The organism is Thalassolituus sp. UBA2009 (assembly GCF_002335285.1).
In the GTDB taxonomy this organism is placed as follows: domain Bacteria; phylum Pseudomonadota; class Gammaproteobacteria; order Pseudomonadales; family Oceanobacteraceae; genus Venatoribacter; species Venatoribacter alkanivorans.
This window is the reverse complement of record NZ_DDCJ01000109.1, coordinates 5,532-20,404: the sequence shown is the minus strand read 5'-3', so window position 1 is coordinate 20,404 and position 14,873 is coordinate 5,532. Positions and strand designations below refer to the sequence as shown.

At 52.1% G+C, this 14,873-nt stretch carries 13 protein-coding genes; 5 read left to right on the top strand and 8 right to left on the bottom strand.

Annotated features, from left to right (window positions below; all coding sequences use genetic code 11):
* The 3 genes from B3P58_RS14075 to B3P58_RS14065 form a co-directional block, all read right to left on the bottom strand.
* A partial coding sequence (locus tag B3P58_RS14075; RefSeq protein WP_286718417.1) for a P-loop NTPase fold protein occupies window positions 1–2,655 on the bottom strand: 2,655 nt, incomplete at its 3' end.
* Between the two features lie 209 nt (window positions 2,656–2,864).
* Complete coding sequence (gene mnmG / locus B3P58_RS14070; RefSeq protein WP_145467348.1) at window positions 2,865–4,763, bottom strand: tRNA uridine-5-carboxymethylaminomethyl(34) synthesis enzyme MnmG; 1,899 nt, start codon at window positions 4,761–4,763, stop codon at window positions 2,865–2,867.
* A gap of 380 nt (window positions 4,764–5,143) precedes the next feature.
* Entirely contained in the window at window positions 5,144–5,974 is an 831-nt protein-coding gene (locus B3P58_RS14065) for a hypothetical protein (RefSeq protein ID WP_286718413.1), read from the bottom strand.
* Window positions 5,975–6,191: 217 nt separating this feature from the next.
* Between B3P58_RS14065 and B3P58_RS14060 the strand changes: the two genes are divergently transcribed.
* A complete protein-coding gene (locus B3P58_RS14060) occupies window positions 6,192–6,860 on the top strand; it encodes a cupin domain-containing protein (protein ID WP_286718411.1) in 669 nt (222 codons plus the stop codon).
* Between the two features lie 213 nt (window positions 6,861–7,073).
* Complete coding sequence (locus B3P58_RS14055; RefSeq protein WP_286718408.1) at window positions 7,074–7,925, top strand: metal-dependent hydrolase; 852 nt, start codon at window positions 7,074–7,076, stop codon at window positions 7,923–7,925.
* Window positions 7,926–8,049: 124 nt separating this feature from the next.
* Here B3P58_RS14055 and mnmE read toward each other — a convergent pair whose 3' ends face one another.
* On the bottom strand, window positions 8,050–9,444 hold the full coding sequence (gene mnmE / locus B3P58_RS14050; protein ID WP_286718407.1) for a tRNA uridine-5-carboxymethylaminomethyl(34) synthesis GTPase MnmE: 1,395 nt from the start codon (window positions 9,442–9,444) through the stop codon (window positions 8,050–8,052).
* Between mnmE and B3P58_RS14045 the strand changes: the two genes are divergently transcribed.
* Window positions 9,427–9,651 carry a hypothetical protein gene (locus tag B3P58_RS14045; protein WP_286718404.1) on the top strand — a complete coding sequence of 75 codons (225 nt, stop codon included), beginning with the start codon at window positions 9,427–9,429 and terminating at the stop codon, window positions 9,649–9,651. The genes mnmE and B3P58_RS14045 overlap by 18 nt on opposite strands.
* 12 nt (window positions 9,652–9,663) lie before the next feature.
* Here B3P58_RS14045 and yidC read toward each other — a convergent pair whose 3' ends face one another.
* Genes yidC through rpmH form a run of 4 tightly spaced genes read right to left on the bottom strand, consistent with a single transcriptional unit; the run spans window position 9,664 to window position 12,134 of the window.
* On the bottom strand, window positions 9,664–11,316 hold the full coding sequence (gene yidC, locus B3P58_RS14040) for a membrane protein insertase YidC (RefSeq protein ID WP_286718401.1): 1,653 nt from the start codon (window positions 11,314–11,316) through the stop codon (window positions 9,664–9,666).
* 2 nt (window positions 11,317–11,318) lie between these two features.
* Entirely contained in the window at window positions 11,319–11,615 is a 297-nt protein-coding gene (yidD, locus tag B3P58_RS14035; RefSeq protein ID WP_286718398.1) for a membrane protein insertion efficiency factor YidD, read from the bottom strand.
* Window positions 11,563–11,967 carry a ribonuclease P protein component gene (gene rnpA / locus B3P58_RS14030; protein ID WP_286718420.1) on the bottom strand — a complete coding sequence of 135 codons (405 nt, stop codon included), beginning with the start codon at window positions 11,965–11,967 and terminating at the stop codon, window positions 11,563–11,565. The genes yidD and rnpA overlap by 53 nt, the downstream gene beginning before the upstream one ends.
* A 32-nt stretch (window positions 11,968–11,999) precedes the next feature.
* Entirely contained in the window at window positions 12,000–12,134 is a 135-nt protein-coding gene (gene rpmH, locus B3P58_RS14025; protein ID WP_145467333.1) for a 50S ribosomal protein L34, read from the bottom strand.
* Between the two features lie 509 nt (window positions 12,135–12,643).
* Here rpmH and dnaA point away from each other — a divergent pair.
* A complete protein-coding gene (dnaA, locus tag B3P58_RS14020) occupies window positions 12,644–14,146 on the top strand; it encodes a chromosomal replication initiator protein DnaA (RefSeq protein ID WP_230331742.1) in 1,503 nt (500 codons plus the stop codon).
* A 104-nt stretch (window positions 14,147–14,250) separates the two neighbouring features.
* Window positions 14,251–14,873 (top strand): DNA polymerase III subunit beta (gene dnaN / locus B3P58_RS14015; RefSeq protein ID WP_286718394.1); only part of this gene is annotated, 623 nt, incomplete at its 3' end.

The window sequence follows — 14,873 nt, the reverse complement described above, 5'->3', positions numbered from 1 at the left end:
CTCATCCTTTGTGAGCTTGATACCCATTACGATTAAAAAGGAGTGACAAGCCTCGCGTAAACTTTCTTTACCGATGATTTGTTCAGCTTTCTCCAAAGCTGGCAGCAGCGAAATGTACTCATACTGCAATTCATGAGTTCCGGCTTCATTTTTTTCAAATGCATCTGCCATGCTGTTAGAAAAATCGCGGGTAAACACACTTTTTGCCACAGTATTGATAACACGCAAAGCGAGGTCACTTGCTCTGCTGGATGCTATGAATAAAAGAGAGCGCAATATATAACTGTACTGCTTATGCTCAGCCAGATTTTTTAATGCTGCGATTAATTTTTCTTCAAGTTTATCGGCATGACTTTCACCGCCACTAGCGTCAAAATTCATCACCCTAAAGCAAAGCCGGATCAGTGGATTAAGAACACGATTCATAGTATCGGCATAACGCTGATCGGCCAGAACGATGGCGCGATTGGAAAACCGATATAATTCAGTAACTGAAGAAAAATACTTCTCCGTCATCGATATCAGCAGATTTTCAAAGATCACCAGATGATGGGATGACGATAAGGCGAAGTTCAGACAAACTGCCAGTGCTTGTGGATCACCACTCTTAGATGAGGCTTTTATATAATTTCCCAGGAACTCCTGATCGCTACTGGCGTAGCCTTTAACAACGCCTATATCCACTACCTTACGGTATTTTTCAAATACGTCTTCCGACACTCCTTCCTTGTCGATAACAGGCTGACAAATAGACGATCTGCATGGATGGCCTGGAGCTAAATCCCCATTAAGGAGATAAAACGCTATCAAATCCGAATCGCCGTAGGAGGCATCCGCAGTGGTTTCAGCGTCTGAATCCACAGGCGTTTTCGGTTTCTTGCTGGTTCCTGCCAGAAAAGGATTATCACCTGAACCGTTTAAGTCCTTCTCGGTGAATTTATCCATCCCATCTCTTATCGATCCCTCGTCATTCGCTGTACAGTACAACAACAGATCAAACAGATTGACTTCACCTTTCAGTTCATCCAGCCAGCGTTGATACATATCACGCAATACATGCTTAAGCCGGCGTGGATTGGAAAGAATGTTTGTGAGTGCCATCAGCACTTTATTTTCGTTAGATTCCTTACTAAAGATTGCCGACTTACCATTACCTGACTGTATTCCGAATGCACTTTTAACCGCTTCAATTTTTCCTTGCGCATCACCTGGCAATAAAAAATCTTTACTCAGATAGGGAATAATCAATGACTCACCATTCCTTCGTCCGCTTAACGCACTGTCCAGACACAGGGCCATAAACCGGATGAGAAGCTCGGGAGAAATAAAAGTCGCCACTCGTTCTCTGTAATCAGCAATTCGGTACAGCAATTCTTTATCCAGACGTGCTTCATCGGCGCTGAAGATAAAATCAATATGGTTAAGGTTTTTGCTTTGCTGAAGTTTGTCCAATATCGCTGCAATAATATTAATGAAATGTTCACGCTCTTCATTGCGGTCCACATTCTCTATCACCAACAACAGTCTGCGGTTATTCACCTTAAGCAGACTATCCAGCTTACCTATGACCTGTTCCGGCGTATCCGGGCGCAGCCAGATATCCAGCAATTGCCACCAGTGACTGCTGCCATACAAGGCACTGGCGAAAGACTCTGGCAGGCTCGCCAGACTGGTCACTTCAATCTGCTGACCAACATCATGAAGAATCTGCTCAATAAGTTGAGCGGCAAGTTCTTGCGGCTTGCCCGACCGTTGCCAGCAGTCAAAGCGCGATACAATCCACTCCGGGCCTAATTTCTTTTCCAGTAAATTAACAATGGTTGTTTTACCTGAACCAAACTCCCCCAGCAGAATCTGGCCTTTGCTCCGCTGTGACTTCTTGCCTGTGGTCTGTTCGGTGCGTACCAGCATACGTTCGACATAAGGTTCTCGGTCAAAGAAATCCAGCGTCTTTTCGCCCTCTTCCTTTCGTAGCCATTGCTCAAACTGGCTATCACTGCATGTCAGTAAATTGAGTGCTTCTGTTGATCTGGATTTTTCTGTTTCAGCAGCCAAAGTTCTGACGTGGTATGCCGTCCGCACAGCAAGGATAAAAGCGTAAATCAGGAAGAAAATGCTCAGCCCATCACCGCCCAAAACAGGCAAATGACGCGTCTCTTTTTCTTCGATCAATACCGGAAGTTGCAGTGCATCACTGGAAATAACCAGCAGACTGCTACCGCCTGGAGCGGATGTCCCATCAAAGGTCGACAGCAATAGCAGAATGCCTGTAACCACGCTGACATGCAGCGTTGGGTAGCGCACAAAGGTTTGGATATCGATGCAATAAACGGATTGGCGTTTGCGCGGAAAACGGATAAAAAATTTGTCCTGCAATGCCAGCACCAGCAACACCGCCACCAGGCTCCAGGTAACCTGCAACAGCACATAGAGGGTTGGCTTATCAGTCAGTGAAAATAAACGCTCCGGGCGCAGGTACGACAGCCACGGCCACAGCAGATACACCACCACAGCGCCCAGCCAGCCGTAGAAAACGAGCGTTGTCCAACGCAGTACGCTGATATGCCATTCAGGCTCACTATTAAACGTAAATACCCGGGATTCTGTAAGGCGTGATACAGCGCGCTGCAGGCAGCTGAGGAGATGGCGTAGCATCGGCTATTCCTTTAGTCACGATATTGGCCAAGGCACTGATACTTAGCCGGATAAAATTGAGTCTTTTCACAATATACAGCAGCGACAGCCTGAGCAATGGCATCAGGTGCGGTATTGGGCGGATGAAGCCCTTAACAGGGCAAACCATATGCGGTCCGTATTTTCCTGTTCGGGCAGCATATGGTTCAGGGGTCAGCAGTAACTAAGCATCACGCACTCAGCTTGTTTACCGCGTTTTTCTTTTTCAGATGAATCAGAATCTGGCTGATAGCCGCCGGGGTAATACCGGAAATACGTGAAGCCACGCCAAGGGTTTCCGGGCGCAGGGTATTCAGCTTCTGCTTCACTTCGTTCGACAGGCCGCCCATGGCGTCGTAGTCGAGGTCGGCCGGCAGTTTGGTGTTTTCATAGCGGCGCAGCTGTTCGATTTCATCCAGCTGACGGGCGATGTAGCCGTCGTACTTGGCCTGAATCTCAACCTGCTCGGCGACCTGTGGATCAGCCACCGGCTCACCTTTCAGACCAGCAACATCGTTGTATTCCAGACCCGGACGTTTGAGCAGATCGTGCAGGCTGTATTCGCGCACAAACTTGCTTTCGCCTTTGGCTTCCAGCGCGGCGGCTTCGGCGCTGCCCGGCTGCACCCAGGTGGTTTTCAGGCGCTGCGCTTCCTGCTCGATACTTTCGCGCTTGGTGCTGAACGCGGCCCAGCGTTCGTCATCGACCAGACCCAGCTCACGGCCGACTTCGGTCAGGCGCAGATCGGCGTTGTCTTCACGCAGCACCAGGCGGTATTCGGCGCGGCTGGTGAACATACGGTACGGCTCTTTGGTGCCCATGGTGATCAGGTCGTCGACCAGCACGCCGATATACGACTGGTCGCGGCGCGGTACCCAGGCGTCTTTTTCCAGCGCGCGCAGGGCGGCGTTGGTACCGGCCAGCAGGCCCTGGGCACCGGCTTCTTCGTAACCTGTGGTGCCGTTGATCTGACCGGCGAAGAACAGGTTGTTAACGAATTTGGTTTCGAGGCTGTGCTTCAGATCCTGTGGATTGAAGTAGTCATACTCGATGGCGTAACCCGGGCGGGTGACGTGGGCATTTTCAAAACCACGGATGCTGTGGATAAGATCCAGCTGTACGTCGAACGGCAGACTGGTGGAGATACCGTTCGGGTAGAGTTCGTTGCTGTTCAGACCTTCCGGCTCAACAAACACCTGATGGCTGGTTTTATCAGCGAAGCGGGTGATTTTGTCTTCGATCGACGGGCAGTAACGCGGGCCGATCCCTTCGATCACACCGGCATACATCGGCGAGCGGTCTAGGTTATTGCGGATAATCTCGTGGGTGCGCTCATTGGTATGGGTGATGTAGCAGTTCACCTGCTCCGGGTGTTCGTCCACCGAACCCATAAAGGACATCACTGGCAGCGGCGCATCGCCCGGCTGCACCTGCATCACAGAAAAGTCGACACTGCGCGCATCGATACGCGCCGGCGTACCGGTTTTCAGGCGGCCAACGTTAAACGGCATTTCGCGCAGACGCTTGGACAGCGCAATCGACGGCGGATCACCGGCACGGCCACCGCTGTGGTTTTCCATACCGATGTGGATAAGTCCGCCAAGGAAAGTACCGGCGGTCAGCACCACACTGGTGGCATGAATGCGCATATTGGTGTTGGTGACTACGCCACAGACGGTGGAGCCAACGCCGTCGCCCTGTACGATCAGGTCGTCACAGGCGGCCTGGAAGATATCCAGATTGGGCTGGTTTTCCACAATATGACGAATCGCCGAACGGTACAGCGCACGGTCGGCCTGGGCGCGGGTTGCACGCACCGCCGGGCCTTTACGGCTGTTAAGAATGCGGAACTGGATACCGGCTTTGTCGGTGGCGCGCGCCATGGCGCCGCCCAGTGCGTCGATTTCTTTAACCAGATGGCTTTTGCCAATCCCGCCGATGGCCGGGTTGCATGACATCACACCGACGGTATCGGTGTTGTGGGTCAGCAGCAGGGTTTTGCAGCCGGTACGCGCCGCGGCCAGCGCCGCCTCGGTACCGGCATGGCCACCGCCAACCACAATGACGTCATAACGCACGGGATAATCCACAAGCCACCTCAGAATTGTTCGTTTAACAGGAATCGGGAAAAAAGGGCGCGCAGTATACCAGCCTTGTGCGGCCAGCGGCAGTAGGCTGAGTAAAATTTAACCAATGGTTTTATACACTTTATCCACATCGGTAAAAAGACTGTTAGCCATTTTTAGTCACTGCTGTGATTTTTTAATTTAATTCCTTAAAAAACAAAGTATTAGTAAGTGTATAAAGCTGTTGATAATTGTGGGTAACTTTATCCTCAGAATAAATAAGGAAAACTGTTCATGCTGAGATCCCAGCTTATGCGGATCTTTATTACGCGTTATCCAGAAGGTTATACACAGGAAGGGGGAAGGAATAACGGCCACTGCAGGCAGCAGCAGCCGTTAACCGCTCAGGGCGTGGTTGTATCCGTCGTTGTGTCTGTTGTATCGGTAGGGGTTTCCACAGGAGTGCTGCTGACCGGCGCGGTAAAGGTCATAAACAACAGGTCGGTATCTTTGCGCAGGTACAACTCCAGCGAGCCATCGCTGTTGATCACGGCATAGCCACTGGCGTTGGTTTCGTTAAATGCCGGGCAGTTTTTGCGCTCGCGCAGGGTAACGGCGTAGAGGGCATCGTTTTTATCCAACAGGGTGATGTCACCTTCGAAGGTGCAGCCACTGCTGTCGGTGCTGATGCCTTTAAACGAAGCCTTGCTGCTTAATGGCTCAACATAGAATTCATAACCGGTGGCCGTCCACTTGCCCGCCAGCAAACTCAGGGCAGAGTTATTCGGCCAGGTGCCATCATCGGTCAGCACAAAACTGCCGGTGCCGGTGGCGTTTTCAAAGTCACCAACCAGCTGTGGTGAAGCTTCCACGGTGTACAGCAGGCCATTGAGGCTGTAATCCTGATTCAGACCGTCGGCCACATACTGTTTGGCGGCGGTATCATTCTGCGACAGGGTATAACCCGTCAGCGCCAGTGTGGCGGTGCGGTTATCGTTATTCAGCAATGCTGTGCCGTAGTAACCACGGCTTTCATCCAGACCGTAAACGTTGCCGTTATAAATAAGCACCCGCAGGCTGCCGGCCTGATCGAACTGACCATCCCATAAGCCATTCAGGGCCAGCGTCGGATCGCTGACCGTCACTCCCTGTTCGTTGGTGATTTTGTCTTTGTCTTCTTCTGCAATACATCCCACCAGTAAGGTGGCGGCTATCGCCAGAGTTGCTGCGCGCACGGAGTTCTCCTGCCTGAAAGTAATACCTGTAAAGATAGCAATCGGCGGAAAATCCGCTCTCTTTAACCCACGATCCGATAAAAATACGCATTGTCTGCCGCTTTACCGGATAGTCAGCCGGATTTGCTGCTTGGGCCGCCACGGCGGAGAGGAATACAATCGTCGGCATCAGCCTGCAGCCCTGCTTTTCATCAACGAAATACTGTCCGGAGATCCCATGAGCGCCCAGCCAACTTTTGAGCCCATCAATATGGATCGCAGCAAAGTGGTGGTTATCCGCCAGGGCGATCAGCCCTGGCTCAGCGCACCGCAGGCGCCGATAGAACGTTTCCCGCTGGAACGTGAAGCTCCGGAGCATGGTCAGGTAACCAGTCTGGTGCGCTACCTGCCCGGCGCACGTTTTCCGCAGCATACTCACCCGCTGGGCGAAGAAATTTATGTGCTCGAAGGCGTGTTCAGCGATGAATCCGGCGATTACCCGGCCGGCAGTTATCTGCGCAATCCACCGGGTTCTGCCCATGCACCGTTTTCCGAGCAGGGTTGTCTGATTTTTGTAAAACTTAATCAGTTTGCTGAAACCGACACTGAAACCGTGCGCATCCGCCCCGAAGATCAGCAATGGCGGCCGGGTATTGGCGGCCTGACCGTATGCCCGCTGCATGAACATCAGGGAGCCAGTACGGCGTTGGTGCGCTGGCCTGCTGGAGAGGTATTCCAACCTCACCGCCACTGGGGTGGGGAGGAAATTCTGGTAATTTCCGGCTGCTTTAAAGACGAGCACGGTGAATATCCGCAGCATACCTGGCTGCGCAGTCCGCACTTAAGCCAGCACCATCCTTTTGTTGATGAAGAGACGCTGATACTGGTGAAAGTCGGTCATCTCTGAGCAATTGCAACAATCCGCCTGCCCTGCCTGCAGGCGGTGATCGAAAGCCACCTGCAGTCACCACCGCACCCGATAATTGTCGTCCGATCACCTGTCAGCGCTGGCCTGATGCGCCTATCCTGTTACGCATAATGAGAATAACGTACCGGTTAATAGTTTGCGGTCTGCTACCGCACTGAACATTGGGCTAGGTACATCATCTGCGAGGCGTTTATGAACAGCAAACTGCAAAAAGCTCAGGCCATCAGTTCTTCTATGGAAATTCCCGGCCGTAAAATGGAATTTGAATTCGACCTCGATGACATTCCCAAATACTGGTATGGCGACGATGTTTTTAAATCGACGTTCATGAACGCGCTTTCCTGCCTGTTCCCGGAAGGTGAGCGCATGTTTATGGATGCCGTGCGTGATAATCAGCACAAAATCAGCGACCCGCAATTACTGCAGCAGATTAAAGGCTTTATTAAACAGGAAGCCATTCACGGCCATGAACATGCGCAGTACAACGACTACCTGAAAAAATGGCATTACCCAATCGACAAAATCATGGCCTTTGAAAAGAAAGAAAAGGTCTGGATGAAAAAATGGCTGCCGCGTAAACACCGCCTGGCAGTTACCTGTGCGCTGGAACATTTTACCGCCATTATGGCGCACCAGGTTCTGACCAACCCGGAATCCACCGAAGGCATGCACCCGCAATTTAAAGAAATGTGGCGCTGGCACGCGATTGAGGAAACCGAACATAAAGCCGTGGCTTACGATGTGTACCAACAGGCAGTTGGCAGTTACTGGCTGCGGGTTCTGACCATGATTAATGTCACCATTCTTTTCTGTCTGCGCACGTCCATTATTCAGGCGATTTTCCTGTGGAAAGACGGCCAGTTATTCAACCCGAAAGTCTGGTGGAAAGGGTTCCAGTTCTACTTCCTGAAGCCAGGATTAGTACCAACCATCTGGCGTGATTATCTGGATTATTTCCGCCGCGATTTTCACCCATGGATGCACGATAACCGTGAGCTGCTGGGCGAATGGGAAGCGGAACAGCAGAAATATAAAACCGTTTGATCCGCTCATTTCAGGCTGTTTAACGGGCATAAAAAAACCGCGAATATCGCGGTTTTTTTATGCCTGAAAACGATTACCGGAGTGCTCAGAAACCTTGCTCACCCGGCTTGTCACTCATGGCTGATTATTTCCCAATACAGAAGCTGCCGAAAATCTCGCCCAGCAGATCATCGGCGGTGAAAGCACCGGTAATTTCGTTCAGCGCATGCTGCGCCATACGCAGATCTTCGGCCAGCAGCTCACCGGCGGCCATGCCTTCCAGTTGCTGACGACCAAAATCGAGAGCCTGCTGCGCGCGGTTAAGAGCATCGATATGACGGCGGCGGGCAAGGAAACCTCCTTCGGCAGCGGCATCAAACCCCATAATCTGTTTCAGGTGTTCGCGCAGCACATCGACACCGGCATTCTGCTTCGCCGATAAGGTAATTACCGGGAAACGGCCGTCGTTATTCAGACCAATGGTCTCTGTGGATAAATCTGCTTTATTGCGGATAACGGTTAAGCGGCCGTTATTTAACAGATCGGTCGCGGCGTCCTGCAACCCGCGCTCGTCGTACAGGGCGTGCTGTAATTTCTCTGCATCGGTTTCGTTGGTGGTGCTGTCGACCATCAATAATACGCGGTCGGCTTTGCTGATTTCGTCCCAGGCGCGCTGAATACCAATGCGCTCAACTTCGTCCGGCGCATCACGCAGACCGGCGGTGTCGATGATGTGCAGCGGCATACCGTCGATGTGGATATGTTCTTTTAATACGTCGCGCGTGGTGCCGGCAATATCGGTAACGATGGCACGCTCCTGACCGGCCAGTGCATTCAGCAGCGACGATTTACCGGCATTCGGCCGGCCGGCAATCACCACATTCATGCCTTCACGTAATAACGCGCCTTGTCCGGCTTCACGCAGAACCGCTTTCAGCTCCGCATCCACGGCGTCGAGCATGGCGGCTACTTTGCCGTCGGAGAGAAAATCGATTTCTTCTTCGGGAAAATCGATGGCGGCTTCGACATAAATACGCAGCTGAATTAACTGCTCGAGCAGGCTGTGTACTTTATTGGAGAACTCACCCTGCAATGAACGCAACGCACAGCGTGCGGCCTGCTCAGAGGCGGAGTCGATTAAATCGGCAATGGCTTCGGCCTGGGCCAGATCCATTTTGTCGTTTAAGAAAGCGCGCTCGGAAAATTCGCCGGGGCGCGCCAGACGACAACCCCGCGCCACCACTTCTTTCAGCAACAGATCAAGCACCACCGGACCGCCGTGGCCCTGCAGTTCGAGGACATCTTCGCCGGTAAAAGAATTCGGGTTGGGGAAGAACAGTGCGATGCCTTCATCCAGCACAGTACCGTCTGCCGCTTTAAACGGCCCGTAGTGGGCATAACGGGGTTTGGGCTCTATGCCGAGTACGGCCTGAGCCACGGTTAACGCCAGCGCGCCGGATACGCGGATAATGCCAACCCCGCCACGCCCCGGTGCAGTGGCTACGGCAGCAATGGTGTCGTTGTGGATAAGGTTGCTCATCGCGGATTCCTGAAATCTGGGGCCGTTTTAAATACAGCGGTTTGGCTTGCGCGAATTGTACCTGAGTTAACCCGCCGGATGGCAGGCAATAAAAAAGCAGCAGGAGCAGCTTTTAACGTTGCACCGCAACGGCACGCCGGTTTGTGTGGCACAGGCTTGCCGCCAGGGATGGCAGGCAATAAAAAAGGCGCCGAAGCGCCTTTTTAAGATTCCTGCAGATCAGCTGTTTTCGATCTGTTTGGTAATCACATACTGCTGACTGATCGACAGGATGTTGTTCACTACCCAGTACAGTACCAGACCGGCCGGGAACCACAGGAAGAAGACGGTAAAGATCACCGGCATAAACTGCATAACACGCGCCTGCATCGGGTCCGGCGGTGTTGGGTTCAGCTTCATCTGAATAAACATAGAAGCACCCATGATTAATGGCAGGATGAAGTAAGGGTCCATCACCGACATATCTTTAATCCACAGGAAGAACGGTGCCTGACGCAGTTCCACAGATTCCATCAGTACCCAGTACAGCGCGATAAATACCGGCATCTGCACCAGAATCGGCAGACAGCCACCCAGCGGATTGATCTTCTCTTCTTTGTAGAGCTTCATCATTTCCTGGCCGAGCTTTTCACGGTTATCACCGTATTTTTCTTTAATTTCCTGCATCTTCGGCGCTACTTTGCGCATGTTCGCCATCGAGCGGTAAGAAGTGGCAGACAGCTTAAAGAATGCGGCTTTAATCAGTACAGTCAGCAGAATAATGGCCACACCCCAGTTGCCCACCAGACCGTGGAAGAAACTCAGCAACCAGAACAGCGGCTGGGCAATCCACCATAACCAGCCGTAATCGACAGTCAGATCCAGATGGTCTGCAATTTCGGCCAGACGATCCTGCACTTTAGGACCAACATACAGGCTGGCACCCACTTCAGCGGTTTCACCGGCGGCAACAACCGTAGGCGCATCGTAGAAACCAAAAATGTAGTTTCCTTTAACCGCACGGCCGTTGTAGGTGTGCTGCACATCTTTTGCTGGCACCCAGGCAGCGAGGAAGTAGTGCTGCAGGATTGCGGCCCAGCCACCTTGCTCGACTTTTTTGTACTGGCCGTCTTCCAGATCGGAGAAGGTTACTTTTTCGTAGCGGTTTTCTTTAGTGGTCAGAGCTGCGCCTAAGTAAGCCGCCATGCCCATCTGCGAACCGGCCGACGGGTCAACCGAGTTATCACGCTTCAGCTGCGCGTAGAAAACACCCTGCCAGGCTTCGGCCGAGGTATTTTTGATGCGGAAGTTAACATCCATCAGGTAATCACCACGACGGAAGGTGAATACTTTTTCTACCGTTGCTTTCTCAGTCTGAGTAGTCAGCACAACGCTCAGCTCATCCTGGCCATCCGCCAGCTTATACTGAGTGGCATCCGCGCTGTACAGCGCCGGACCCTGAGCATCCACACCGTCTTTACCCAGCAGACCACTCTGGGCCACATAGGTACGGCGCTGGTTGCGCTCCATTAATACAAAAGGAACGTCTTTCTGATCAACCGCTGCCGGATATTCAGGCAGCAGTACTTCAACGATTTCACCACCACGTGGGTCAATCACCAGACGCAGTACGTCGGTATCTACGCGAATCAGCTCCGCCGATGGCTGCGCCTTGGCTTCTGTGCTGACAACCGGAGCATCAACCGCTGGTTGCTCAGCCAGCTCGTCGGCACTGGCGGTGGTTACCGGAGCGTCCTGGTTTTCAGCAACCGCAGTTGCTTCAATCGGCGCTGTTACCTGATTTTTCTGACCGTAGTCATCATTCCAGGCGAGGATAAGAAAATAGCTACTGACAATCAGGCCAAGAAATATGACCGTACGGCGGATATCCATGATTAGGGTTTCCGTTGACAACAATTGGAGGAATGGTTGGGTAAATCGGGTACCGGATCAACGCCATGGGAGCCACATGGGTGACACCGGAGCAACCGTTTGAGCGCAAGATAACCGCCGCGCACAGCACCATATCGACGAACAGCTTCATCGGCATAGGCAGAGCAGGTGGGGTAATAGCGACAACGACTGGGAATAAGGGGACTGAGAGCGTAACGATAGAAAGCAATCAGGGACAGCAACACCTTAGCGCCGGGATGCGCGGCGGTTTTTTCGGCTGCCGTTTGCTTGTCTGTCATTGGAAGGACGCTTTAATCTGAACCAAAGGCCGTCAATCATCTCACGAATTTGCTGGTTGTCCAGTTCGGCAAGACCAGAGCGGGCAAGTAAAACAAAATCCAGCGACGCCATCTCATGCTGATGATGCCGGAACGATTCGCGAACCAGACGTTTAATCCGGTTGCGGTCTATAGCCCGTTTGATCTGCTTTTTGGCCAGAACGAATCCGATCCTGGCCTGGTCCTGCTCATTCGGAGTTGCCAGCACCAACAGGTGAGGCGAACTACCGCGTAATTCTGTCTTGTCGAAAACCCGTTTGAACTCCACCGGCTTGAGTAAGCGGGCACGGCGGGGAAATCCGAATTCCGGCATCGACGGCAAACTACGCAGCGTCAGACGGTCGATTAAGCAGTCAGTACGTGACGGCCTTTAGCACGACGACGAGCCAGAACAGCACGGCCGTTTTTAGTAGCCATACGGGCACGGAAACCGTGAGTACGCTTACGTTTCAATACGCTTGGTTGGAAAGTACGTTTCATAACACTGTCACCCAGTTAAGTGAAAAGGGTCTAATTTTTAAGGGCGGCAATTGTATGAGAAAGAATCAGCAATAGCAATGGTGATTTTATGTGCAGTTTCAGAACTTACTCAAACCGGTTTTTCCTGTTCACACGAAAAGATTTTTATACCTGTTATGTTATGTGAAAGAAGAGAAGGAGTAGTTCGTTATTTTTATTCTTAGTCACGCCAATATCTGTGGGTAACCATAAAAAGTCCTTTAAAAACAAACATTTATGGCAAGCATAAGTGGTGTGTTTAACTGCGCTTAAGTTATGCACTAGCTGCCGGTAAGTGAGGTATGGAATGTGTGTGGAATCGACAGAAAAATTCCGGACAAGGTTATCCAGAAAACTATCCGCATGCTTTCGTCCTGTTTATCCACAGGGTTTAAGGAAGCGTGGAAAATTATCATAACTTCTGTGGATAACCATCGTCCCCTCAGTTAGAATGTGCGGCTCGCTAGAATTCAGATAACGGATATAAAGAAGTGGCACTGACAGCTCTGTGGCAAGATTGCCTGGGACACTTGCAGCACGAACTCCCCGCGCAGCAATACAACACATGGATCCGGCCTTTGGTGGCAAACGCCGACAGTGGACAGCTGGTTCTGAGTGCGCCTAACCGTTTTGTAAAAGACTGGGTGAAGGATAAGTACCTGCAACGCATTCAGGAAATCCTCTCTGATCTGAATGGCGGTCTGATAACCCGTGTGGAACTGGCCGTGGGTGAAGCCCAGCCGATGTTCCGGCCGCTGGCTGTCAGTCGTCCTGAGCCTGCTCCGGCTCCTGCCCAGAATGAAAACTTTGGTTTTGCCGCCCCACGGGCGCAGGCCGAGTTTGATTACGGCAGCCAGCAGGAAGTCCCTTCTTTTAATAACACGCCGTCTTATGGCGAAGCTCCGGTTGCTGCACCGGCACCTGTTGTCAGCCGCCCTAAGCGTGAAGTTCAGGTTGAAGGGGGCATCCAGCACCAGAGTTTCCTTAACCCGACCTTTACCTTTAAAACCTTTGTTGAAGGTAAATCGAACCAGCTGGCCCATGCCGCAGCCCGCCAGGTTGCCGAAAATGCCGGCGGTTCCTACAACCCTCTATTTATATATGGTGGCGTTGGTCTGGGTAAAACTCACCTGATGCATGCTGTGGGTAACTATCTGCAGAGCAAAAATCCGAATGCCAAAGTGTTGTATGTGCATTCTGAACGTTTTGTGCAGGATATGGTGAAAGCGCTGCAGCTGAATGCCATTAACGAATTCAAACGTTTTTACCGCGGCCTGGATGCGTTGCTGATTGACGATATTCAGTTCTTCGCCGGTAAAGAGCGCTCACAGGAAGAGTTCTTCCACACCTTTAACGCCCTGCTTGAGGGCGGCCAGCAGATGATTCTGACCTGTGACCGTTATCCGAAAGAGATCAATGGTCTGGAAGAGCGCCTGAAAAGCCGCTTTGGCTGGGGCTTAACTGTAGCGGTTGAGCCGCCGGAGCTTGAGACCCGTGTGGCTATCTTAATGAAGAAGGCCGAGCAGACCGGTGTACACCTGCCCGATGATGCCGCTTTCTTTATTGCCCAGAAGATCCGCTCCAACGTGCGCGAGCTTGAAGGTGCACTGAAACGCGTGGTGGCCAACGCCCATTTTACCGGCAGTGAAATCACCCTGCCGTTTATCAAAGAATCCCTGAAAGACCTGCTTGCGCTGCAGGATAAACAGGTCAGTGTCGATAATATTCAGCGAATCGTGTCTGAGTATTACAAAATCAAGATGTCTGATTTATTATCTAAGCGCCGCACCCGCTCCATCGCCCGCCCGCGCCAGGTGGCCATGGCGCTGAGCAAAGAACTGACCAACCACAGTCTGCCGGAAATCGGCGATGCCTTTGGTGGCCGTGATCACACAACAGTTCTGCATGCGTGCCGCAAAATTAAAGAATTACAGGAAACCAGCGCAGATATTCGCGAAGACTATAAGAATCTGCTGCGCTCGCTGACAACGTAAATCAGCCGTCATTTTGTGCTGATTTACTGTACGACAGACTGTTTTCAAGCAATCACAGGCGCTGTTCAATCCGATGAACATGCCCAGGACCTGAGTGGAGAACCATGAAATTCGTTATCTCTAGGGAAGCCTTGCTTCGTCCTCTGCAATTGGTGGCCGGCGTAGTAGAAAAACGCCAGACTCTGCCAGTACTGTCAAACGTACTGCTGGAGGTTCAGGGTCAGCAGTTGTCACTGACAGGCACCGATCTGGAAGTCGAACTGGTTGGCCGCGTCACTCTTGATGAGGTTGGTCAGGAAGGTGAGATCACGGTTCCGGCTAAAAAGCTGATGGATATCTGCCGTTCGTTACCGGACGGTGCACAGATTGAAATCGAACAGGACGAGCAGCGCGTTAATGTCCGCTCCGGCCGTTCCCGCTTTACTCTGTCGACGCTGCCTGCCACCGAATTCCCCAATGTGGATAACATTGCCGGCGAAAAGACGTTCACCCTGGAGCAGGGCAGCCTGCGTCGTGTGATCGACCGTACCAGCTTCGCCATGGCCCAGCAGGACGTCCGCTACTACCTCAACGGTATGCTGTTTGAAGTGAGCGCCACCGGTCTGCGTACCGTTTCTACCGATGGTCACCGCCTGGCGACCTGCCATGTGGCGATGAACGGCCCGGATACTGCCCAGCAGATCATTCTGCCGCGCAAAGGTGTGCTGGAGATGGCCAAGCTGCTGAC